This window comes from Halomonas sp. ISL-56 (assembly GCF_018612805.1).
Lineage (GTDB): Bacteria > Pseudomonadota > Gammaproteobacteria > Pseudomonadales > Halomonadaceae > Vreelandella.
Genome location: NZ_JAGGRO010000017.1, coordinates 1 through 18,657, shown reverse-complemented (window position 1 = coordinate 18,657; position 18,657 = coordinate 1). Strand labels below are relative to the sequence as shown.

At 54.1% G+C, this 18,657-nt stretch carries 25 protein-coding genes; 17 read left to right on the top strand and 8 right to left on the bottom strand.

What is annotated here, in order from left to right; genetic code table 11:
- The first annotated feature begins 196 nt into the window (after window positions 1-196).
- From J7J49_RS15175 to J7J49_RS15150, 6 genes are read left to right on the top strand one after another with little or no spacing between them, the layout of a single operon-like run.
- Complete coding sequence (locus J7J49_RS15175; RefSeq protein WP_215093754.1) at window positions 197-1,198, top strand: LacI family DNA-binding transcriptional regulator; 1,002 nt, start codon at window positions 197-199, stop codon at window positions 1,196-1,198.
- A gap of 32 nt (window positions 1,199-1,230) precedes the next feature.
- Window positions 1,231-2,247, top strand: a complete 1,017-nt coding sequence (locus tag J7J49_RS15170) for an ABC transporter substrate-binding protein (protein ID WP_215093752.1) — start codon at window positions 1,231-1,233, stop codon at window positions 2,245-2,247.
- A gap of 2 nt (window positions 2,248-2,249) precedes the next feature.
- Complete coding sequence (locus J7J49_RS15165) at window positions 2,250-3,146, top strand: ABC transporter permease (RefSeq protein ID WP_215093750.1); 897 nt, start codon at window positions 2,250-2,252, stop codon at window positions 3,144-3,146.
- Complete coding sequence (locus tag J7J49_RS15160) at window positions 3,143-3,931, top strand: ABC transporter permease (protein WP_215093748.1); 789 nt, start codon at window positions 3,143-3,145, stop codon at window positions 3,929-3,931. Before J7J49_RS15165 ends, J7J49_RS15160 begins: the two co-directional genes overlap by 4 nt.
- 44 nt (window positions 3,932-3,975) lie before the next feature.
- Window positions 3,976-5,058 (top strand): ABC transporter ATP-binding protein, encoded by a 1,083-nt coding sequence (locus J7J49_RS15155; protein ID WP_215093746.1) that lies wholly within the window; start codon window positions 3,976-3,978, stop codon window positions 5,056-5,058.
- Window positions 5,051-5,917, top strand: a complete 867-nt coding sequence (locus J7J49_RS15150; RefSeq protein ID WP_215093745.1) for a phosphodiesterase — start codon at window positions 5,051-5,053, stop codon at window positions 5,915-5,917. Before J7J49_RS15155 ends, J7J49_RS15150 begins: the two co-directional genes overlap by 8 nt.
- Here the strand turns inward: J7J49_RS15150 and J7J49_RS15145 are convergent.
- Window positions 5,914-6,771 (bottom strand): bifunctional transcriptional activator/DNA repair enzyme AdaA, encoded by an 858-nt coding sequence (locus J7J49_RS15145; protein WP_215093743.1) that lies wholly within the window; start codon window positions 6,769-6,771, stop codon window positions 5,914-5,916. The two genes, J7J49_RS15150 and J7J49_RS15145, sit on opposite strands and share 4 nt — an antisense overlap.
- A gap of 156 nt (window positions 6,772-6,927) precedes the next feature.
- Between J7J49_RS15145 and J7J49_RS15140 the strand changes: the two genes are divergently transcribed.
- Both J7J49_RS15140 and J7J49_RS15135 read left to right on the top strand, forming a co-directional pair.
- On the top strand, window positions 6,928-7,851 hold the full coding sequence (locus tag J7J49_RS15140) for a glutaminase (RefSeq protein WP_215093741.1): 924 nt from the start codon (window positions 6,928-6,930) through the stop codon (window positions 7,849-7,851).
- A 103-nt stretch (window positions 7,852-7,954) separates the two neighbouring features.
- Window positions 7,955-8,557 (top strand): LysE family translocator, encoded by a 603-nt coding sequence (locus J7J49_RS15135; protein WP_215093739.1) that lies wholly within the window; start codon window positions 7,955-7,957, stop codon window positions 8,555-8,557.
- 27 nt (window positions 8,558-8,584) lie between these two features.
- Here the strand turns inward: J7J49_RS15135 and J7J49_RS15130 are convergent, their stop codons facing one another.
- The gene (locus J7J49_RS15130) at window positions 8,585-9,439 is read right to left on the bottom strand and encodes an AraC family transcriptional regulator (protein ID WP_251048337.1); all 855 of its coding nucleotides are present in this window, start codon (window positions 9,437-9,439) and stop codon (window positions 8,585-8,587) included.
- A gap of 162 nt (window positions 9,440-9,601) precedes the next feature.
- On the opposite strand from J7J49_RS15130, the gene J7J49_RS15125 reads away from it, so the two are divergent.
- Together J7J49_RS15125 and J7J49_RS15120 are read left to right on the top strand one after the other, a co-directional pair.
- On the top strand, window positions 9,602-10,420 hold the full coding sequence (locus J7J49_RS15125; RefSeq protein ID WP_215093737.1) for a DUF1206 domain-containing protein: 819 nt from the start codon (window positions 9,602-9,604) through the stop codon (window positions 10,418-10,420).
- Window positions 10,421-10,428: 8 nt separating this feature from the next.
- Entirely contained in the window at window positions 10,429-11,031 is a 603-nt protein-coding gene (locus J7J49_RS15120) for a YqaA family protein (RefSeq protein ID WP_215093735.1), read from the top strand.
- 24 nt (window positions 11,032-11,055) lie between these two features.
- Here J7J49_RS15120 and J7J49_RS15115 read toward each other — a convergent pair whose 3' ends face one another.
- From J7J49_RS15115 to J7J49_RS15105, 3 genes are read right to left on the bottom strand one after another with little or no spacing between them, the layout of a single operon-like run.
- Window positions 11,056-11,373 carry an antibiotic biosynthesis monooxygenase family protein gene (locus J7J49_RS15115; protein WP_215093733.1) on the bottom strand — a complete coding sequence of 106 codons (318 nt, stop codon included), beginning with the start codon at window positions 11,371-11,373 and terminating at the stop codon, window positions 11,056-11,058.
- A 51-nt stretch (window positions 11,374-11,424) separates the two neighbouring features.
- Window positions 11,425-11,835, bottom strand: coding sequence for a lysozyme inhibitor LprI family protein (locus tag J7J49_RS15110; protein ID WP_215093731.1), 411 nt, complete (start codon window positions 11,833-11,835; stop codon window positions 11,425-11,427).
- A 30-nt stretch (window positions 11,836-11,865) separates the two neighbouring features.
- Complete coding sequence (locus J7J49_RS15105; RefSeq protein ID WP_215093729.1) at window positions 11,866-12,273, bottom strand: DUF4019 domain-containing protein; 408 nt, start codon at window positions 12,271-12,273, stop codon at window positions 11,866-11,868.
- Between the two features lie 201 nt (window positions 12,274-12,474).
- On the opposite strand from J7J49_RS15105, the gene J7J49_RS15100 reads away from it, so the two are divergent.
- From J7J49_RS15100 to J7J49_RS15075, 6 genes are all read left to right on the top strand, one after another.
- Window positions 12,475-13,218: a class I SAM-dependent DNA methyltransferase gene (locus J7J49_RS15100; protein WP_215093727.1), complete on the top strand. Its 744-nt coding sequence runs from the start codon at window positions 12,475-12,477 to the stop codon at window positions 13,216-13,218.
- Between the two features lie 158 nt (window positions 13,219-13,376).
- The gene (locus J7J49_RS15095) at window positions 13,377-13,943 is read left to right on the top strand and encodes an isochorismatase family protein (protein ID WP_064233390.1); all 567 of its coding nucleotides are present in this window, start codon (window positions 13,377-13,379) and stop codon (window positions 13,941-13,943) included.
- Entirely contained in the window at window positions 13,936-14,943 is a 1,008-nt protein-coding gene (locus tag J7J49_RS15090; protein WP_215093725.1) for a GlxA family transcriptional regulator, read from the top strand. Before J7J49_RS15095 ends, J7J49_RS15090 begins: the two co-directional genes overlap by 8 nt.
- A 46-nt stretch (window positions 14,944-14,989) precedes the next feature.
- Complete coding sequence (locus tag J7J49_RS15085; RefSeq protein WP_251048336.1) at window positions 14,990-15,808, top strand: helix-turn-helix transcriptional regulator; 819 nt, start codon at window positions 14,990-14,992, stop codon at window positions 15,806-15,808.
- A gap of 52 nt (window positions 15,809-15,860) precedes the next feature.
- Window positions 15,861-16,316, top strand: a complete 456-nt coding sequence (locus tag J7J49_RS15080; RefSeq protein ID WP_215093723.1) for a carboxymuconolactone decarboxylase family protein — start codon at window positions 15,861-15,863, stop codon at window positions 16,314-16,316.
- A gap of 45 nt (window positions 16,317-16,361) precedes the next feature.
- The gene (locus J7J49_RS15075) at window positions 16,362-16,568 is read left to right on the top strand and encodes a YrhK family protein (RefSeq protein WP_215093721.1); all 207 of its coding nucleotides are present in this window, start codon (window positions 16,362-16,364) and stop codon (window positions 16,566-16,568) included.
- Between the two features lie 53 nt (window positions 16,569-16,621).
- Here the strand turns inward: J7J49_RS15075 and J7J49_RS15070 are convergent, their stop codons facing one another.
- Window positions 16,622-16,891 carry a putative quinol monooxygenase gene (locus J7J49_RS15070; protein ID WP_215093719.1) on the bottom strand — a complete coding sequence of 90 codons (270 nt, stop codon included), beginning with the start codon at window positions 16,889-16,891 and terminating at the stop codon, window positions 16,622-16,624.
- 144 nt (window positions 16,892-17,035) lie between these two features.
- Between J7J49_RS15070 and J7J49_RS15065 the strand changes: the two genes are divergently transcribed.
- Entirely contained in the window at window positions 17,036-17,272 is a 237-nt protein-coding gene (locus J7J49_RS15065) for an addiction module protein (protein WP_215093717.1), read from the top strand.
- 186 nt (window positions 17,273-17,458) lie between these two features.
- Here the strand turns inward: J7J49_RS15065 and J7J49_RS15060 are convergent, their stop codons facing one another.
- Together J7J49_RS15060 and J7J49_RS15055 are read right to left on the bottom strand one after the other, a co-directional pair.
- Window positions 17,459-18,013 carry a GNAT family N-acetyltransferase gene (locus J7J49_RS15060; RefSeq protein ID WP_353048383.1) on the bottom strand — a complete coding sequence of 185 codons (555 nt, stop codon included), beginning with the start codon at window positions 18,011-18,013 and terminating at the stop codon, window positions 17,459-17,461.
- 35 nt (window positions 18,014-18,048) lie between these two features.
- A complete protein-coding gene (locus tag J7J49_RS15055) occupies window positions 18,049-18,627 on the bottom strand; it encodes a nucleotidyltransferase family protein (protein WP_215093715.1) in 579 nt (192 codons plus the stop codon).
- Between the last annotated feature and the right edge of the window lie 30 nt (window positions 18,628-18,657).

Sequence of the window (18,657 nt, the reverse complement as noted above, 5' to 3'; positions counted from 1 at the left end):
GCCACTAGAAATCAGCGCAATGTGAACAAGCAAAACAGGCCCCTTTTCATAGCACTCGTTTTCATGATGGTTAACCGCCTTGTCATCATAATCACTCTAAAAATACATATTCCCGCCACTTAGCCGTCACATCCCCACTCTAGGCTGATACCTAATAAATGAGATCGATCTCATTGCATTGAAAACAGGTATTCGCATGTCAGATTTACTCACTGTGGCCAAACTCGCTGGCGTCTCTCGGGCAACCGCGGCGCGGGCTTTTTCAAGCCCCGATTTGGTACGCCCAGCTACCCGAGAACGCGTCTTTACCGCAGCCCGGCAATTGGCGTTCAGACCCAATAAAGTCGCTCAACAGCTACGCTCCCAAGCCACGCAGATGATTGGCGTGATGGTGCCCAGCCTCGACAACCCGGTGTTTGCCGAGCAGCTACAAGCCATGGAAGTAGCTGCCCGTGCGGCGGGTTACTCACTGATCGTGACCACCAGCGAATACTCACCCAGCCGCGAGGCTGACATTGTCGAAGAGATGCTGCGCCAGCGCGTCGACGGCTTGGTGCTTACCGTAGCGGAAGCGGATAACAGCGCCGTGCTGGACAAGCTGCGCTTGGAAACTACCCCCTGCTTGCTGGTCTACAACCCGCCTGGCAGCAGCGGCTTCCCCTCGGTCGGTGTCGATAACCGTGCCGCCAGCGTTGATGCCACCCGCCACTTGATCGCCCTGGGCCATAAGCGAATTGGCATGGTCGCTGGCCCACTGCTGCAGTCAGACCGCGCCCAGCAACGCTTTGAAGGTTACTGCCACGCGATGGACGAGGCGGGCCTAGTCGCCCGCCCGCTGGTAGAGATGGCCCACCATACCCAAGCAGAACTAACCCGCCTCACGTCGGCATTACATGGCGCTGATGCTCTCACGGGAGTGATCTGCACCAACGACCTGCTCGCCATCAGCCTGATGGGCGAACTTCAGCGCGCCGGATTTAGCGTGCCTGATGACCTTTCCGTGATGGGCTTTGATGGGATCGCCCTGGGCAAGCACCTCTACCCGTCGCTGTGCACCATTGAGCAGCCTCGCGCCGAGATCGGACGCAGTGCTGTCCACACACTGCTCGCCATGATTCGGGGAGAGCGCTGCGCGCCCGCCCCCCTGCCCCACGCACTGCGTAAGGGCGAAAGTGTCGGAACCCCGACACCCCGTTAGTCCACGTTCGGTACTTTAGAGAGGAGCACAGTATGAACCTTAATCGTCTTTACCAAGCATTATTGGCCACGGCAGTGATCAGCACATCGGGAAGCGTTTTGGCGCAATCAAGCGACAACGCGATCTGCTACAACTGCCCGCCAGAATGGGCAGACTGGGGCACGCAGCTGCGTTTGATTGAGCAGGAAACCGGCATTCGCGTGCCCCAAGACAACAAAAACTCCGGCCAGTCATTAGCCCAGCTGGTGGCTGAAGCAGCGAGCCCGGTGGCGGATGTTGTTTACTACGGGGTGACCTTTGGCATTCAGGCCATGGAAGAGGATGTGGTAACGCCCTATCAGCCTGCACACTGGGAGGAGATCCCCGAAGGCCTGAAAGACCCCGAAGGCAACTGGTTTGCCATTCATTCCGGCACGCTCGGCTTTATGGTTAATGTCGATGCTCTGGATGGCGCGCCAGTACCGACCTCGTGGGAAGACCTGCTCAAGCCCGAGTATCGCGGCATGGTGGGTTACCTTGACCCGGCCAGTGCCTTTGTCGGCTACGTCGGTGCCGTGGCGGTCAACCAGGCCATGGGTGGCGATCTTAACGACTTTACCCCGGCAATCGACTACTTCAATCAGCTTGCCGAGAACGACCCGATTGTGCCCAAGCAGACCAGCTATGCACGGGTGCTTTCCGGCGAGATCCCGATTCTGCTTGATTACGACTTCAACGCTTACCGGGCTCGCCACAGCGATGGTGCCAACGTGGAGTTCGTGATTCCCGAGGAGGGCAGCGTGGTGGTGCCTTACGTTATGAGCCTGGTGAAAGATGGCCCCAACCCCGAGAACGGCCAGCAGGTACTCGATTTTGTACTCTCTGATCAAGGCCAAGCGGTATGGGCAGATGCTTACCTGCGCCCCGTGCGCGCAAGCGCCATCTCCGCAGAGGCACGCGACGTATTCCTTCCAGATAGCGAGTATGACCGCGCCGAGGCACTCGACTACAACGCGATGGCGGCTGCCCAGCGAAGCTTCTCCGAGCGGTATCTGTCGGAGGTGCGTTAATCATGACAGCGGCAGCCAAGCAGCCCTCCGGGGCTGCTTCTTACGTCAATAGTCGACCAATCATGGTGGGCTCCGCACGACGGAAAAACGTTATCGCTATGGTCGCCTTACTGCCTGCACTGGTGATCTTCTGCGCCTTTTGGTTACTGCCCTTTTCACGTCTGATCATGATGGGTGCCGAGCCAGACCCAAGTAGCGGCATCAGTGCTTATCTGACGATTCTCACCCATCGGCAGTACTTGATCAGTCTAGCGACCACCGTTGGTCTCTCGCTGGTAGTGTCCCTGGTAGCGGTAGCCATTGCCGGTGTTGCCGGTTTTTTTCTCGCCCGGCAGCGTTTTTTTGGCAAGTCCATACTAGTGGCTATCCTCACCTTTCCGCTGGCCTTTCCTGGCGTGGTGGTGGGCTTTCTGGTCATTATGCTGGGTGGCCGCCAGGGTGCCCTGGCGCAAACCAGCCTGTGGCTATTTGGCGAGCGCTGGATATTCGCCTATTCATTAGCCGGGCTATTTATTGGCTACCTATATTTTTCTATTCCTCGCGTTATCACCACGGTAATGGCCGCCTGCGACAACCTGGATCAAAGCCTTGAAGAGGCGGCCCGCTCTTTAGGGGCAAATACCTGGCAAGTCACTAAAGACGTTATCGTGCCCGGCATTGCGCCCGCACTGCTGTCAACTGGCGCCATCTGCTTTGCTACCAGTATGGGCGCCTTTGGAACGGCGTTTACCCTGGGCACACGGCTAAGCATCCTGCCGCTCAATATCTACGGCGAATTCACCAACTACGCCAACTTCGCCATGGCGGCTGCGCTTTCGGTGGTACTGGGTGTGATCACCTGGATGGCGTTAAGCCTTGCTCGTCGGTTGGCAGGCGGCAATCTGGGAGCCTCCGTATGAAATCGCGTCTACGCTTCACGCTTCAATTGGTTTTCACCCTGCTGGTGTGCTTATTTATGATCGTGCCCGTGGCCATGTCGGTGATGGCGGGTCTGACCGAGAACTACTTTGTCGGCCTTGAGAGTGGGCTGACCTTGCGCTGGGTCAATGAGGTGTGGCAGCTCTACGCCGATACCATCTGGCTCTCCATTAAACTGGCGCTCGCCTGCTTACTGATCACTGTTCTGATCGGCGTACCCGCCGCCTACGGTCTACTGCGCAGCCGCCGCCGCTGGGCCAATGCCATTGAAGAGCTGCTTTTGCTACCGGTTGCCGTGCCTGGGCTGGCCACCGCTCTTGCCCTACTGCTCGCCTACGGTAGCTATCGGGAATTTCGCGGCAGTTGGCTGTTTATTCTTGTCGGCCATGTGCTGTTTACGTTGCCCTTTATGGTGCGCGCAGTGCTCTCCGTGATGCAGACCGCCAAGCTTCCCCAGCTAGAGGAAGCCGCCGCCAGCCTGGGCGCCAGCTTCCGGCAACGCTTTTTCGGGGTCGTTATCCCCAACTGCATGAGCGGCATTCTGGCGGGCGCGCTGATGGTAATCACCTTATCAATCGGTGAATTCAACATCACCTGGATGCTGCATACCCCCTTGACCAAAACGCTACCGGTTGGGCTAGCCGACAGCTACGCCTCGATGCGCCTGGAAATCGGCTCGGCTTACACGCTGATATTTCTAGTGATGGTGGTGCCCTTGCTGGTGGCGATTCAGTGGGCAGGTCGTCTCACCGAGCAGCGTCGCTAAATGCCTATTGAAAGACACCTGACTGTTTTAGTTGAGAATCCATTATGAGTTCATCTGTCAGCATCACGCTAAACCAATGCAGCCGCACCTTTGCTGGCGGCAACACGGCGCTACAGCCGCTGGATCTGCAGGTTCACCCAGGCGAGACCTTGGTGCTCCTAGGCCCTTCAGGCTGCGGTAAAACCACCACTCTGCGTATTATCAGCGGCCTGGAAAGCCCCGACAAAAGTGGGCAAGTGCTGTTTGGCGAGCGCGATGTCACTGCCCTGCCGATTGAGAAGCGCGACGTGGGAATGGTGTTTCAAAACTATGCGCTATTTCCCAACATGAGCGTTGCCGACAACATTGCCTACGGTCTTAAAATACAGCGTTTGCCGCGGGCCGAGATTGCCCAAAGGCTTGACGAAGTGATGCACATGGTCGATTTGCAAGGCTTTGGCGATCGGCGTATAGACGCCCTCTCCGGCGGGCAAAAGCAGCGCGTCGCCCTCGCTCGCGCAATTGCCGTGCGCCCCAAGGTGCTGCTGTTTGACGAGCCATTGGCGGCGCTCGATGCCAAGCTGCGTGACCGCCTGCGCATCGAGATTGGCCAGTTGCTGCGTGAATTGGGCACCACCGCCGTGTACGTCACCCACGATCAAGACGAGGCGATGGCCCTGGGTGACCGCATCGCGGTTATGCAAGCCGGACGCATTGCCCAGTTAGGCACACCCCAAGAGATTTACCACCAGCCAGCCAATGCCTTTGTGGCCGATTTTATTGGCGCGGTTAACTGCCTGGACGTGATCGGCAGCCGAGAAGATGGCGGGTTAATCGTTCATGGCGGTGAACTCTCTGCCTCTCACTTGCAGGGCGTACCCACGGTCTACTGCCGGCCAGAAGATATTCAGGTAGTGCCGCTTGACCAAGCCGATGTAAGAGGCACGGTAGTGCAAAGCATTTTCCTGGGCCAGAGCCAACGCCTAATGGTCGATACTGGCGACGCCTCCCCCCTCCAGATTGAGGCACCTTCCCGCCAGCGCTGGCCCAACGGTACCGCGATTGGCCTGGCACTCCCCTCCCGGGTGCTTTTTCACCCAGACAAGCCCACACCCTCTGTTAATGCCAAGGAGATGGCCAATGGCTGATCACTGTCTTAAAACCTCAACGCCTGAACCAACCCGGCAATGCCTTATCGCCCAGATTAGCGACCCGCATATCAAGGCGGGCGGAAAACTTTCTTACCGTCAGGTGGATACCGCCAATGCGCTGCGCCAAGCGATCAGCAAGCTCAATCAGCTAACGCCGCGGCCCGACCTGGTGCTGATTAGCGGTGACTTGGTTGATTTTGGTCATCCCGACGAGTACGCCACTTTTAAGAAAATCCTGGCTGACCTGGCGCTGCCGGTGTACTTGATCCCTGGCAATCACGACGACCGCCAACATCTGCGAAATGCATTCCCGGAACACCGCTACCTGTTTCAGCATAACGACTACTTGCAGTGGGTGGTGGATGATTACCCGGTGCGCTTAGTGGGGCTCGACTCATCGGTGCCGGACAAACCCCACGGGGAGCTAAGCGAAGAGAGCCTGCAGTGGCTGGATAAAACGCTGGCAGCGCAGCCCGATAAACCGACGCTGGTCATGGTGCACCACCACCCGTTCGTGAGTGGCATCGACCATATGGATCGCCAACCACTTAAGCGGCCAGAGGCGTTAGCCGACGTCATTGGCCAGCATGCCCAAGTCGAGCGTGTGCTCTGCGGGCATCTACACCGCTCGATCCAAGCCCGCTTTGCCAACACTCTGGCGATGAGCTGCCCCGGGGTTTCCCACCAGGTTAGCCTGGATCTCACCCCAGACGGCCCCGCCCACTTTCAACTAGAGCCTCCCGGTTACCTGTTGCACCACTGGTCGGCGGCTAGCGGCATGGTGACTCACCAAGGGTTTATCGACCCTTACCCCGGCCCTTTCCCGTTTTATGATGCGAATGGGCTAATTGATTAAGATGCGGCCATGGGAGAAAGCGATTCGTTGTCAACCTTTGCCAACTCCCAGGCTTGCACCATCTGCTTTTTGTCTAACCCCCAGCGATAGCCACCCAGTGCGCCACTTTGTTGAATCACCCGGTGGCAGGGTATCCATACCGCGATGGGGTTAGCGCCCACCGCATTGCCCACTGCACGGGACGATTTAGGCGTGCCCAATGCCTGGGCGATATGCGAATAGCTGGCCAACTGACCTTCGGGAATGGTCAGCAGCGCCCGCCAAACCGCTATTTGAAAATTAGTGCCGGTCACGTGCAGTGACAGAGCGGCAGTTCCCTCTTCGGGTTGATTAAACAACTTTTCCACCGCAAATCGGGTAGCATCGGGGCTATGGCACAGCGTGCTGCGCGGCCACTCTTTACTAAGCCGAGCCAGTAACTCCTCTGAATTCGACGCATCGACAAAAGCCATGCGGCAGATACCCCTGGGGGTTACCGCTACAAACATGCTACCTAAGGGCGTTTCATGAACCCCGTAGGCGATCTCCACGCCTTCACCCTGGCGCTTATACTCTCCCGGGGTGACCGCTTCTAACTGCACAAAGTGATCGTAGAGCCGGGAGCCGCCGCTTAGCCCCAGCGTATGGGCAATATCCAGCAGGGATGTCGATGCCTGAATCAGTTGCTTACTGCGCTCTAACGTCAGCGCCTGCAAAAAGCGTTTGGGGCTGATACCCGCATAACGACAAAATAGCCGCTGGAAATGAAAGGCGCTTAAATGCACCTGCGCGGCCACTGTTTCCAGGTTGGGTTGCTCCGCTGCGTGGGCCACCATATAAGCCATGGCTTTTTCGATACGCGCATAGTCGTTCATTGTGTTATCTCTGTGCTTTGGGGCTGCCTATCTTCATCAGCCTAAGCGTTCACAAGCGAGTTGCCGACCCGAATCTTGCTAATGGCGTTAGCAGACAGCTCCCAACTTTTCCGCTAGGGTAATGCCCCGCCTCCACTGACGGTACACGAAAAGCCCATGCAAGACTTGATCAATGACATTGCGGCCACCATGGCGAATGCCGAACAGCGTGGCAAGGTCGCCGACTATATCCCCGAGCTTGGCCACGTTGACCCACAGCAGTTTGCCATTTCGCTGGCGACCGTAGATGGCAACGTGTACTCGGCGGGATGTGCCACAACCCCCTTCTCCATTCAGAGTATCTCCAAGGTATTTACGCTGACTATAGCGCTGGGGCAAGTGGGTGATTCGCTGTGGTCGAAAGTCGGCCGGGAGCCCTCAGGCGATCCATTTAACTCCATCGTTCAACTAGAGCATGAAAGCGGCAAGCCGCGTAATCCGTTTATCAATGCCGGGGCCATTGCGGTGGTCGATGCGATCATGATGGGCCATGAACCCAAAGAGACACTGGGCGAGATTCTCAGCTTTGTGCGCTATATCGCCGATGACGACAGCATTTATTTCGACCACGCCGTGGCCGCCTCAGAGATGGCCCACCGTGACCGCAACGCGTCACTGGCGCACTTTATGAAAGCCTTTGGGCATCTACGCCACGATGTCGATAAAGTGCTGGGCACTTACTTCCACCAGTGCGCCATCGCTATGAGCTGCGAGCAGCTTGCCCATGCAGGATTGTTTTTGGCCTCGGATGGTATCAACAAACCCAGTGGCAAACGCGTGGTAGCGCCCCAGCGGGCCCGCCGGATCAACTCATTGATGATGATGTGCGGGCACTACGACGCCTCGGGAGAATTCGCCTTCCGCGTCGGCCTACCCGGCAAAAGTGGCGTCGGCGGCGGCATTCTGGCGATTGCACCGGGACACGGTTCTATTGCCGTCTGGTCGCCGGGGTTAGACGCCTATGGTAATAGTTTACTGGGCACCCAGGCTCTTGAAATGTTTGTGCAGCGTACCGGCTGGTCGGTGTTTGGGCATTATTAAAAGCTAAGCGTGAAAGGCAGTCGCTTAAGTAGCCACCTCAATTTTGTTCAATACCCCCAGTGGGCACCCCTGCAAACTCCTTGCACTACCAAGGAGGATAACAATGAGCGCTACCCTACTGCTGCCGACGCTACTACCCATGTCTGCATTTGCTCTCGCCGCGTCTATTTCGCCGGGGCCGGTCAACATTGTTTGCTTGAGTAGCGGCACGCACTACCCCATTGTCAAAGGGCTTATTTTTGTAACCGGCGCCACGCTGGGGTTTGTTGCGCTGTTTTTAGCCATCGGCGCGGGGCTTTACTCACTGCTGAGTGTGGCGCCGCTGTTGGAAGCGCTTTTACGTTGGGCAGGTATTGGTTTTTTACTCTACCTTAGCTATCAACTGTTTCAGCACGATGGACGAGTACAGGAACGAGGCGCCAACAACGCACCAGGGTTTTGGGCTGGCGCTATGATGCAATGGCTTAACCCTAAAGCATGGCTGGCGTCTGCCGCTGGCATCAGCGCTTATACCAGTGGAAACGAGCCCTACCTGCTATGGCTATTCGCCGCCCTCTATCTGCCTATTTGTTGGCTATCGCTAGCCAGTTGGGTAGCTGCAGGGGCTTTTCTCAAACGCTATGTGCACCGCCCTATCATCCTGCTGACGATTAACCGCGTATTGGCTATCTGCCTGGCCGCCAGTGCACTATTTCTGTTGTTTTGAGTGCGCTTGTTGTTTTGAGTACGTTTGTTATTTGAGGAGCGGATAGCGGTACTGGTTGGGTGTGGCGGCCACCAGCCGCTTAAACGTTCTTTGAAAGTGGGGTTGGTCATTAAAGCCCGCGCTCAAGGCTGCCTCAACTATCGGCTGCCCTTGCTTTAGCGCCTGCTGCCCCAACTGGATGCGCTGGTTAATCAGGTAGGCATGAGGCGTCAGCCCGAAGTGCTGTTTAAAGGCACGAATCAGGTGCCCAGCACTATAGCCCGACTGCTGACATAAGCGTTCAAGCGAGATATCAGCGGCACAATTGGTACGCAAATAGGCCGCAACCTGTTCTAGCGCACTGGGCGATTGGGGCAATGCCGCTGGTGACTCTTGTGCAAGCACTTGCATTACATTGGATAAATACTCGATTAGCGCCGCCTGCTTATCATCAATTTCCCGTTGTTCATCCAGCAAACAAGCGGCCATATCGCAGTACCCGGCATAAAGCGCTGGTTGGGTGATAACGGCGGTAGCGATGTCTTGCCAGTTAGGCGCATCCAGCAGGCCCAATTGATAGCGCAACTCACTCAGCCACGCGGTATCGACATAGAGCATCAAGTAAGCCCAGGGCTGATTCTCGATGGGGTTACAGGCATGCACCCAGTGGGGGTTCATCATCACGATGTCACCCGCACTAATCTGATACTTCGCGTCACGATAGCAAAAGGTGCTTTTACCTGCGGTCACAGCCCCCAGCGACCAATGCGTGTGGCTGTGCGGCGCATAGCAGACCTGTCGAGCATCGCTGATTTTACGCAGCTCCACATAGGGCATACGCGCATCGCGCCAGAAGATAGGTGCTGAGATAGGTGCTGAAATAGGTGACGAAACTCTACTCATGCTCTGCCCACAATATTAAAAAATAGTGAAAACAGCGATTAGCTCTGTTACTTGACCTAAGCTGGACAATAGCACAGCACAAGCACAGTATGGGCCGCTGATAAGCACTATATGAACTAGATTGCATAGGATATGCAACGCCAAACACGTCAGGAGGACACCATGGCCGACAGTATAAAGAACCCCGACCATCGTGATGCGATTACCCTTTTCGCCCGCATGGGCTACGCCTCTCGCGGTATTGTGTATGTATTAGTAGGCGGCCTCGCAGCGCTGGCACCCCTTGGCCAAGGCGGTCAAACCGAGGGCAGTCGGGGCGCCTTAGAGCGGGTGCTCACCGCCCCCTTTGGTAACGTGTTGCTAGGCCTCATTGCCGTTGGCTTGGTGGGCTACGCTATGTGGCGGACTATCCAAGCGGTTAAAGACACCGACCACCACGGCAGTGGCGCCAAAGGGTTAGCGATTCGTGCGGGTTTATTAGCCAGCGCCATTACCCATACGCTGTTAGCGTTTTTTGCCGCAACGCTCATCTTCCAATATGCGGGTTCTTCGGGTGATTCAGGTGGCGGCTCGCAGGGGGTGGCCGGCTGGCTGATGGAGCAACCTTTCGGACGTTGGCTGGTAGGCGGGGTTGGCCTCATCATGATCGGCGTAGGCATGTCCCACGCTTTTAAAGGCTACAAGGCCAAATTCGATAAACACTTCGCCATGCCACCACAAACTCAACAATGGGCCTATCCCATCTGCCGCTTTGGCTTAGTGATTCGTGGACTTGTGTTTGTAATCGTGGGTAGCTTTTTTATCATCGCCGCTTATCAAATCGACCCCAATGAAGCAGGCGGGATGGGTGAAGTGTTTAGCACGCTGCGAGGACAACCCTACGGCCAGTGGCTGCTTGCATTTGTCGCTTTAGGGTTATTCGCATTCGGTCTTTATAGTGTGCTAGCGGCTATTTACCGCCGCATTAATCCCGAGATGTAGTCACCACCATGGCCATAACCTCAAAGCGAACTAAACAGTGGTTCGAGCGCATTAATGGCTCAAAGAACATGCTGTGGTTACTGGGAACTCTCTCCTTTCTGGAGACGATTATTCTGCCCATTCCCATCGAGCTGGTATTGATACCGCTGATGGCGGCGAACCGACAGCGCATCTGGGCAATTGCCACGGCCACCACGCTGGGCTGCTTAGTGGCGTCGCTCATCGGCTATGGCGTGGGCATGGTGCTATTCCAATCCGTTGGTACCTGGTTTATCGAATTCATGGAGATGGAGCAGAGCTATCAGGCGTTCCAAAGCTTCTTCGACCAGTACGGTTTTGCTGCGATTCTGGCCATTGGCATTTTGCCAATTCCTTTTCAGATCGCGATGATTACCGCCGGGCTGTCTGGCTATCCCATTCTGCTTTTTGCCCTGGCGGCGCTCATCGCCCGCGGCTTACGCTATTTCGGCCTGGCTTGGCTGGTTCACCGCTTTGGTCATGACGTTCTGGTGTTATGGAAACGCCATGCCTTGGTAACCAGTTTGGTAGCAGGGGTCATTGTACTGGTGGTAGCGCTAGGGATGCAGGCGCTGGCAGGGATGGTTGTGTAGGCAACTGAACCTGTGGCTCATCTCTTAAATGCCGTAATCCCGCTCTACCTTGGCGATACGGGTTTTAAAGTGCTGATACCACTTTTGATGCCCCAACCGCTGGGCTTCTTGATGCTCTGCATGGGCTTTCCACGCTTTAATAGATGCTATATCAGCCCAGTAGGAAACGGTCACACCCACTTCATTTCTGGCGGATTCCACCCCCAAAAATCCCGGCTGCTGGGCTGCAAGCTCAACCATTTTTGCCGCCATCTCGTCATAGCCATCATCGACCTCGGTGCGTCGTGAGGTAAAAATAACCGCGTAGTAAGGAGGTTCAGGGGTGTCAGCGATATATAGCATAGGCCTCGTCGCGGTTAAAAAAGGAATGAAGCTCGCACCAATAAGCCCAGTTTAATGCTCAGGCTCCGGAAGTGACGACTCGCCTTCCATTGTGATTAAAAAGCTCGCCCATAACGTATGTGTACGCGCCTGGGTAAGCTGTTTTTTACATGAAAGCGACATCACGCCCCTTATCGTACCATCACGCCACTGGGTATACACCGCATCGCAATGGGCTTCGCGGTAGCCTTCCCAAGCCTCTTGAGCCAGCTGAATCGACTCCACTAAGCTGGCATCTGCTTCATGGTCGTTTAGCGCCGCATCTAAATAGCGGTACATTTCCGCCTCAGCCATTTCTAGCTGCAACAGCGCACACTGATTGATTTCCATCGTCGACGTGGCGTTTTGGCAATCTGGCGCAGCATCTGTCGCAAACGCTGACAATGAAACGAAAGCGAACAGTAGCGAAATCATTTTATTCATGCAGTGTGGTTAACCATTATGCAGAAACGATTAGTTCACATAATAGCCGCTTACCCGCCAAGTGCCCTCTTCCAAGTGAGGAGTGATGGTCTCAGTGATTTGAGGTTTGTTCTCGAAGCGTGTCTGAAAGGTTAGCACTGCATAGTCGCCTCGTGGAGCTCCTGGCATAGACGTTTCACGGACAACGCCCACTCGCCGACGCGATTGAACGGCCCCAAAGTCGCGACGCGCCGCCCCAATCGTACGTTCTAACATGTGCGGCGAAAGCGGCTTCTTTAGTAGCGGAGATGAAGATTCCCATGCCTGTTCATACTGGCCACTATCAATGGCCTCCAGCCACGCCAACGCCGCCGCCTCTGCATCACTGGTGTGTGCATAAGCTTGGGAGGGTAGCGTGAGAAACAAGGTAACAAAAATAAAGATCAGCGTTTTAGGCATAGCAGGGTCTCTTGGCATTTAGCAACGACCAGAGAAATCTTCATGGCCTTAGTTATATATCGGTAAACGTCAGGATTTCTTTAGGGCCACAGAAGGTATTTGACTAACACCAATGCTGCCTGCCGTACACGCTTCTAAAACCCTACCCGCTCGTTTACTATGCGCCACCCACCATTTTTCAGTTGCCACTATTAGGTCACTATGTCCGCCAACGCCCTCTATACCGACCTTTCTGGCTACTACGATTTGATGTGCGTGGATATCGACTACCGAGCACAAAGCAATGCCATTCGCAGACTGCATCAGATGTTCGGTAACGGCGGAACTACGCACCTGGATTTAGCCTGTGGCACCGGCCCACATGTGCGCCATTTCATCGACGCTGGATACCAAAGCAACGGGCTGGATTTTAATCAACCTATGCTGGATATCGCCGCCGCGCGTTGCCCAGAAGCTCAGTTCACGCGCCAAGACATGAGTCATTTTGAGGTTGGTGAACCCAGCGACTTAATCACCTGCTTTTTGTACTCCATCCACTACAACGATGGGATTGAAAAGCTCACAGCGTGTATATCCAGCGCGCATCGCGCGCTAGCATCCGGCGGTATTTTCTGTTTTAACGCGGTCGATAAAGACAAAATCAATAACGATTTATTTGTTAAGCACACCGCCAAACAAGCAAACGATTTATTTACCTTCCGCTCTGGATGGCACTACAGCGGTCAAGGCGAAAAACAGTCACTTAGGCTGAGCATTGAGAAAGCCAATGCAGACGCGAAGCAAGTGTGGAACGACGAACACCCCATGGTGGCGGTCAATTTTGCGGAGTTAACTGCCCTGCTAGCGCCTTACTTTGAAGTGCACGTGTTTGAGCACAACTACGAGACCATCAAGCCCTGGGATACGACCTCTGGAAACGCTATTTTTGTCTGCGTGAAGAAATAACCCCTACTTGCGCCTGGGATCTCCCTTTGCCGTGGTGTTAACTAGAAGACAATGCCTAGACATGGCCGAATCTGCCCCCTTTGTGACCGGACAACGCATCGTTGGCAGAATGTATAACAGCTAATCTGTAATCTCACTTCCACACGATGAGATTAGCCATGATCCAGTCTAAAACGGCGCTGCTATTAATTGACGTTCAAGCCTCCTTCCCCGCCCGCGATTACTGGGTAGAATCGATGGCTCAGGCGTGGCGCCCCAAGCAACGTGCAGTGCTGAACGCCGCACAGGCAAACAATATTCCCGTAGTTCGCATTCTGCATGAAGAGCTTGGCAGCCAAGGAGCTTTCGACCCTGATAATGGCCTGATTCGTCCGCTTGATGGCTTTAACGATGAAGTGACGGTGACCTACAATAAACGTGTCCATAACGCCTTCACCGATACCTCGCTTGAAGGCTGGTTAAGGGAGCGCGGCATTGAGCGGCTGGCGATTAGCGGTATTCGCACCGAGCAATGTTGTGAAACCACCGCACGGGTGGCGTCAGATTTAGGCTTTAGCGTCGACTTTATCAGCGATGCTACCCTCACCTTCCCCATGACGCGCCACGGCGTCACCTGGTCAGCCGATGAGATTAAAGCCCGCACCGAACTGGTACTGGAAGGCCGCTTTGCACGTATTATCAGTACACATGACATGATCAACGAATGGCAAAATACGCGTGAGTGAAGAGCAACAAACTAGCCAGCTGCAATCTGCAAGAGCTAAAACCTTGCAGATTGCGGTGCTGATGATGCCCGGCCAGGTGCCGCTCGATTTGATTGGCCCACTTCAGGTTTTGCAGTGTGCTGACCGGCTCTCTATAGACGTTCAGGTGCGCTATATAGGCCCCAAAACGGCCATGCAGTGGTTAGGGCCGCTAACCCTTAGCGGCATTGACCCATTACCCGAACAGCTTGCTCCTCAAGATTTACTGCTGATTCCGGGGCAATACCGCAATAGCCTTGAGCCATTGGCGCAACAAGAGTGTGTCGGTTGGCTCAAGGCGAACGCCCGATATGCAGATACGCTAATGACCGTTTGCTCCGGCACGCTATTACTTGCGGATGCGGGGCTATTAGAGGGGCGACGCTGCACCACCCACCACGCTCTCATCGAACAGTTACGCCTTAAAGCCCCCAGGGCAAAAGTACAGAGCGACTGTATCTTTATTGAGGATGGGCGCTACTTAACCAGCGCGGGGATCTCAACCGGTATTGATACCATGCTCTACTGGCTTACCCGCGCGTGTGGACACTCGCTGGCCCTGGCGGTTGCAAGGGAGATGGTGCTGTATCTGCGTCGCAGTGGTCAGGAACCTCAACTGGGCGCCTGGCTTGAGGGTCGCAATCATGTGGATGAGCGGCTGCATCGCGTTCAAGATGCCATATGCGCCGCGCCCTCGCAGACCTGGCGTATCGAAACATTGGCGGCTCAGGCAGCCATGAGCGAGCGGCATTTTCGGCGCCAATTCAAAAGTCTCACCGGCATGCTGGTGGGCGACTACATCACGGGATTACGCTTGCAGCGTGCCAAAGCGTTAATGACCGAAACGACCTGGACGCTAGCGCGCATAGCCGAAGCGTCCGGATTCGGAGATGAGCGCCAGCTAAGGCGCGTATGGGCACGCCAGGAAAAAGCACCGCCTAGCGTATGGCGGCGGGCCAGCTCCCAAAAACGGCCTGATTGAGTCAATAAGAGGCTATCATTAATAAAACTTCTCGCTGATTGACACCATGACCAACCTTATCCTGCCAGGCAACGCTAACTATCTAAACTTTCGGTATCGTCTGCCTGATAAGCGATTAACCCCCTGGGTTCAATGCTTTTGGTCAATGGGAGGCCCTGGTCACCTCACCGAGCCCAGAACCGAAAAATTCTACCCCGATGCCGGGGCTAGTCTTAGCATAAAGCTCGCCAGTTCCCACCCTGTCATCACGCTCTGTTTCAACAGGCGAACGTTGATAGAGACGCTCGATACGACCACCCCCTGTTTGGGCATTCGTTTTAGAGCTGCAGGTGCCCACAGCTTGCTGGGCTTACTACCCGAAGCATTCACAGATACATACCATCGCTTGGAAAACGAGCTTGAAGCACTAAGTTTGCAAAAATTAAAGTTGCAAGGATTAATGCCCGTGGTAGAGCGCCTTTACCAATCGGACTCACAGCAAGGCTTACGACTGCTGGAAACATGGCTGCTAGATCGACTAAAAAGCCAGCCACCTGCCAATAGCCGTATCACTTCGCTTGTTCAAGCCATTGGAGAGCTACAGCTTCCACCCCAGCAGTTAGGCGCCACGCTAGGGTTTACGCGCCGCACCCTGGAGCGCAAATTAAAACGCGAGGTGGGCGTTACCCCAGGCCAATTAGTCGCCTATGCCCGACTCAACCGTGCCCGGCAAGGTCTGCTGGCAACCACACTGCCCCTAGCGGAAATAGCGCTGCAATGCGGCTACTATGACCAAGCTCACTTCACCCACGCCTTCCAATCACTCGCCTATGAAACGCCCGCCGCCTATCGCAAACGCAAACTGTCGCAAATTTACAAGGCATAAAAAAACCTCAACGTTAAGCTGAGCCCTCAACTTACTCATCGAGGTCTCCTAAATGTCTACTCGTATGTCTCAACAGACGGTATATCGTCTTTGCCCAAGCCTAGCTAAGCACCTCACCGCATTAGGTAACATTACTTCAGACTCAACGGTTAATCGCTCGATAATCCACTTAGTAAAACTGCGTGTTTCGCAAATTAATCACTGCTGCTTTTGTCAGCACATGCATTCGCAAGAGGCCAGAGACGACGGCGAGCACCAGGTTCGCCTGGACGTATTGCCTGCATGGCGTGAAGCTCCCTGCTTCAGCACACAAGAGCGCGCCGCACTCGCCTGGGCAGAAGCGCTCACACTTGTCAGCCAGCAAGCTGTGAGTGACAGCGACTATCAAAACGCACTAGATGCGTTTGGCGAGCCAGGGCTGATTGACCTCACCGCCATTATTGTTCAAATCAACAGCTGGAATCGAGTATCGGTGGGCTTTCAGTTTGCCCCCGACATCAGTATTTAAACCCGGTGAAGCACTTGAAAGTAATATTGCAGACAAGGAAATAAAATGAACAGTGAGACGACGCAGCGTCAACAGCTACCCAATCTACTCGGTCTCTTATCAAGCTTATTTTTCTTCTTTGGCAGTCTTTTATTTCTTCCCGCAGGCGCGATCTATGCAACCGTAGGCGTATGGTGCTTTGTGCTGGGGTCACTGACCATGTTTATTATTTACGCAATGAGTTTGAGAAATGCTGGTAAGAAGTGCGGCTAATTGATTCAACATTGGACGTTGATATAGCCGCTGGGGTTTAGCTACCCAGCGGCTTACTGACTGTAATGCCTTTCAACATTGGCTGATATCTTCCCCCACGCGGAAGCTTTCACTCTAACTTGATGAAACGCAAAAGATTCTCGATTTAAAAATTCCTCATACACATCGAATCGATAGGGATTTGTAGTGCATTGAACAACCTCAAAAACGAGGCAGCCTGGCTCAGCCAGGGTTAACCGCTTATGGTTGATGAGCTCTGCTTTAACGGCATCCAGATCCTGTTGGGGGACGATAATAAATCCTTTCAGTATGACCTTTGGCATTGAATTCTCTTCGACGCATAATCCGCTATCAGGGCCGATAATGTGGCTCCAACACCAGTCTATAGACGGGCTTGATGGCCTTGTCATCAGGTCTAATTTACTGCATGATTTTGACATTGCCGTTTCACAAGGCTGAGTGAAAAAATGAATACAGCGCAACTCGAAACTATCACGAGCGAAGCAATGACTCTATCGGAGAAGGAACGGGCTAAACTCGCTCATGATTTGGTTGCAAGCTTGGACGGTATGGCTGAAATCAGTGTATCGGAAGCCTGGGACGAGGAGATATGTCGCAGAATCAATAATCTGGAATCTGGCAAAACCGAATCGTTAGAAGTAAGCGAAGCCATTGAACGTGCCCGAGCTCTGATAAGGAACTAATTTTGATGGGATAGGCCAAGCAAGAAAACTTGGCGCAAAGGGTTTGATCCTTCAACAATTTCCTTTTTCCCTTGTGACTGTGGTCAATAACCAAACAATTACCATTGTTGCTTTCGCCCATCATTCGAGAAAGCCAGGGTACTGGCATAATCGAGTCAGCTGACGGTCTCCAACTCTTGGGGCTACTCATCGTGCAATTGTCGCGTTCATGCCCTTAGTATGAAGTGCGTCCCACTGACTCTGATTTAACCGATACAACCTCACTGGGCGGCCATGGAAGTCATAGATGTCGAACGTAGAAAACCCTGCTTTTGCTGCAACCTTAAGTGACGCAATATTCTCAGGCTCAATAATCGCCACCACCGACGATAGTTGCTTTTGACTAAATGCATCATTGAGCACCGCTTGCACTGCTTCAGACGCCAGACCTTTACTCCAGTACTGTTTGGCTAGCCGATACCCTAAACCGATCTCCTCAACGCCATTTACCTCTTCGGTACCGACACCGCAAAAGCCGACAAGCTTACCGGAAACCTTTTCTACCAATGCCAACGGCCCGATACTGTGAGAGGCATAGCTCTTCAAACACCATTCAATAAACCGCCGGGTCGCCGCTTCATCGCAAACGCCACGGATCGAGTATTTCATCACCTCAGGATCGCTGAGGATGGTGGTCAGCTCGGGAACATCATCTAGGGATAATGTCCGTATAAATAGCCTTTCCGTTTCGCAAGTTTGCACCACTTCCTCCTTGTTGATGATGCTCTCGGCAAGCGCTAGCCCCGAACACAATTGATTGTCGTGGGAAGTACCGTATTTACGACCAATTTTGGCCAGGTTTGCAGCCACCGTTTGCTATATATACGTGCCTCAAAATCTGCTCGCTTTGGCCTTTTGGGATTTAATGTGACGGTATAGTCAAACAGTGGCTTAACACCAAAGGGAGCCACAATAATGACTTCTCCATCATCAGCCAAAGAAGCACCTACGGCAGTCTCTACTTCAACCCAAAAACTCATAGCATCTTCAGTTGAGGTATATGGACGATCCATATTCCGCTCGTGCATTCTGGCCTGATTCTTTACCGACCACGGGAGCTTCAAAGCGGCCCTTAACTCGCCTTCAATTTCCCGATCACGAGAATCGCTGGTGTCGTGTAAATCGAAATAAATTAAATCAATGTCGTTTAGCGGTGTACTCGCTGAAAAATCATGTAGCTTGTCCCACACCAAATTTCTAACGAACCCAGCAGCGAGGCACCAACCCGGCAGTCTCTGAGCAGCCGCTATAGTAAGCGCCTCCATCCGCACCGGTTCATTCGTCACCCAATGTTTGATCACTGCTCCCTGATCCATCTAAATACCTAACTGGGCGGTCTCCAACTC

Excerpts from the sequence above, each read along its gene's own strand:
- J7J49_RS15065 (WP_215093717.1), top strand. The coding sequence starts at position 17,036 with ATGAATACAGCGCAACTCGAAACTATCACGAGCGAAGCAATGACTCTA.
- J7J49_RS15170 (WP_215093752.1), top strand. The coding sequence starts at position 1,231 with ATGAACCTTAATCGTCTTTACCAAGCATTATTGGCCACGGCAGTGATC.
- J7J49_RS15130 (WP_251048337.1), bottom strand. The coding sequence starts at position 9,439 with ATGAGTAGAGTTTCGTCACCTATTTCAGCACCTATCTCAGCACCTATC.
- J7J49_RS15150 (WP_215093745.1), top strand. The coding sequence starts at position 5,051 with ATGGCTGATCACTGTCTTAAAACCTCAACGCCTGAACCAACCCGGCAA.
- J7J49_RS15125 (WP_215093737.1), top strand. The coding sequence starts at position 9,602 with ATGGCCGACAGTATAAAGAACCCCGACCATCGTGATGCGATTACCCTT.
- J7J49_RS15085 (WP_251048336.1), top strand. The coding sequence starts at position 14,990 with ATGACCAACCTTATCCTGCCAGGCAACGCTAACTATCTAAACTTTCGG.
- J7J49_RS15055 (WP_215093715.1), bottom strand. The coding sequence starts at position 18,627 with ATGGATCAGGGAGCAGTGATCAAACATTGGGTGACGAATGAACCGGTG.
- J7J49_RS15070 (WP_215093719.1), bottom strand. The coding sequence starts at position 16,891 with ATGCCAAAGGTCATACTGAAAGGATTTATTATCGTCCCCCAACAGGAT.
- J7J49_RS15075 (WP_215093721.1), top strand. The coding sequence starts at position 16,362 with ATGAACAGTGAGACGACGCAGCGTCAACAGCTACCCAATCTACTCGGT.
- J7J49_RS15080 (WP_215093723.1), top strand. The coding sequence starts at position 15,861 with ATGTCTACTCGTATGTCTCAACAGACGGTATATCGTCTTTGCCCAAGC.
- J7J49_RS15105 (WP_215093729.1), bottom strand. The coding sequence starts at position 12,273 with ATGCCTAAAACGCTGATCTTTATTTTTGTTACCTTGTTTCTCACGCTA.
- J7J49_RS15160 (WP_215093748.1), top strand. The coding sequence starts at position 3,143 with ATGAAATCGCGTCTACGCTTCACGCTTCAATTGGTTTTCACCCTGCTG.
- J7J49_RS15155 (WP_215093746.1), top strand. The coding sequence starts at position 3,976 with ATGAGTTCATCTGTCAGCATCACGCTAAACCAATGCAGCCGCACCTTT.
- J7J49_RS15115 (WP_215093733.1), bottom strand. The coding sequence starts at position 11,373 with ATGCTATATATCGCTGACACCCCTGAACCTCCTTACTACGCGGTTATT.
- J7J49_RS15110 (WP_215093731.1), bottom strand. The coding sequence starts at position 11,835 with ATGAATAAAATGATTTCGCTACTGTTCGCTTTCGTTTCATTGTCAGCG.
- J7J49_RS15175 (WP_215093754.1), top strand. The coding sequence starts at position 197 with ATGTCAGATTTACTCACTGTGGCCAAACTCGCTGGCGTCTCTCGGGCA.
- J7J49_RS15100 (WP_215093727.1), top strand. The coding sequence starts at position 12,475 with ATGTCCGCCAACGCCCTCTATACCGACCTTTCTGGCTACTACGATTTG.
- J7J49_RS15120 (WP_215093735.1), top strand. The coding sequence starts at position 10,429 with ATGGCCATAACCTCAAAGCGAACTAAACAGTGGTTCGAGCGCATTAAT.
- J7J49_RS15145 (WP_215093743.1), bottom strand. The coding sequence starts at position 6,771 with ATGAACGACTATGCGCGTATCGAAAAAGCCATGGCTTATATGGTGGCC.
- J7J49_RS15165 (WP_215093750.1), top strand. The coding sequence starts at position 2,250 with ATGACAGCGGCAGCCAAGCAGCCCTCCGGGGCTGCTTCTTACGTCAAT.
- J7J49_RS15095 (WP_064233390.1), top strand. The coding sequence starts at position 13,377 with ATGATCCAGTCTAAAACGGCGCTGCTATTAATTGACGTTCAAGCCTCC.
- J7J49_RS15140 (WP_215093741.1), top strand. The coding sequence starts at position 6,928 with ATGCAAGACTTGATCAATGACATTGCGGCCACCATGGCGAATGCCGAA.
- J7J49_RS15135 (WP_215093739.1), top strand. The coding sequence starts at position 7,955 with ATGAGCGCTACCCTACTGCTGCCGACGCTACTACCCATGTCTGCATTT.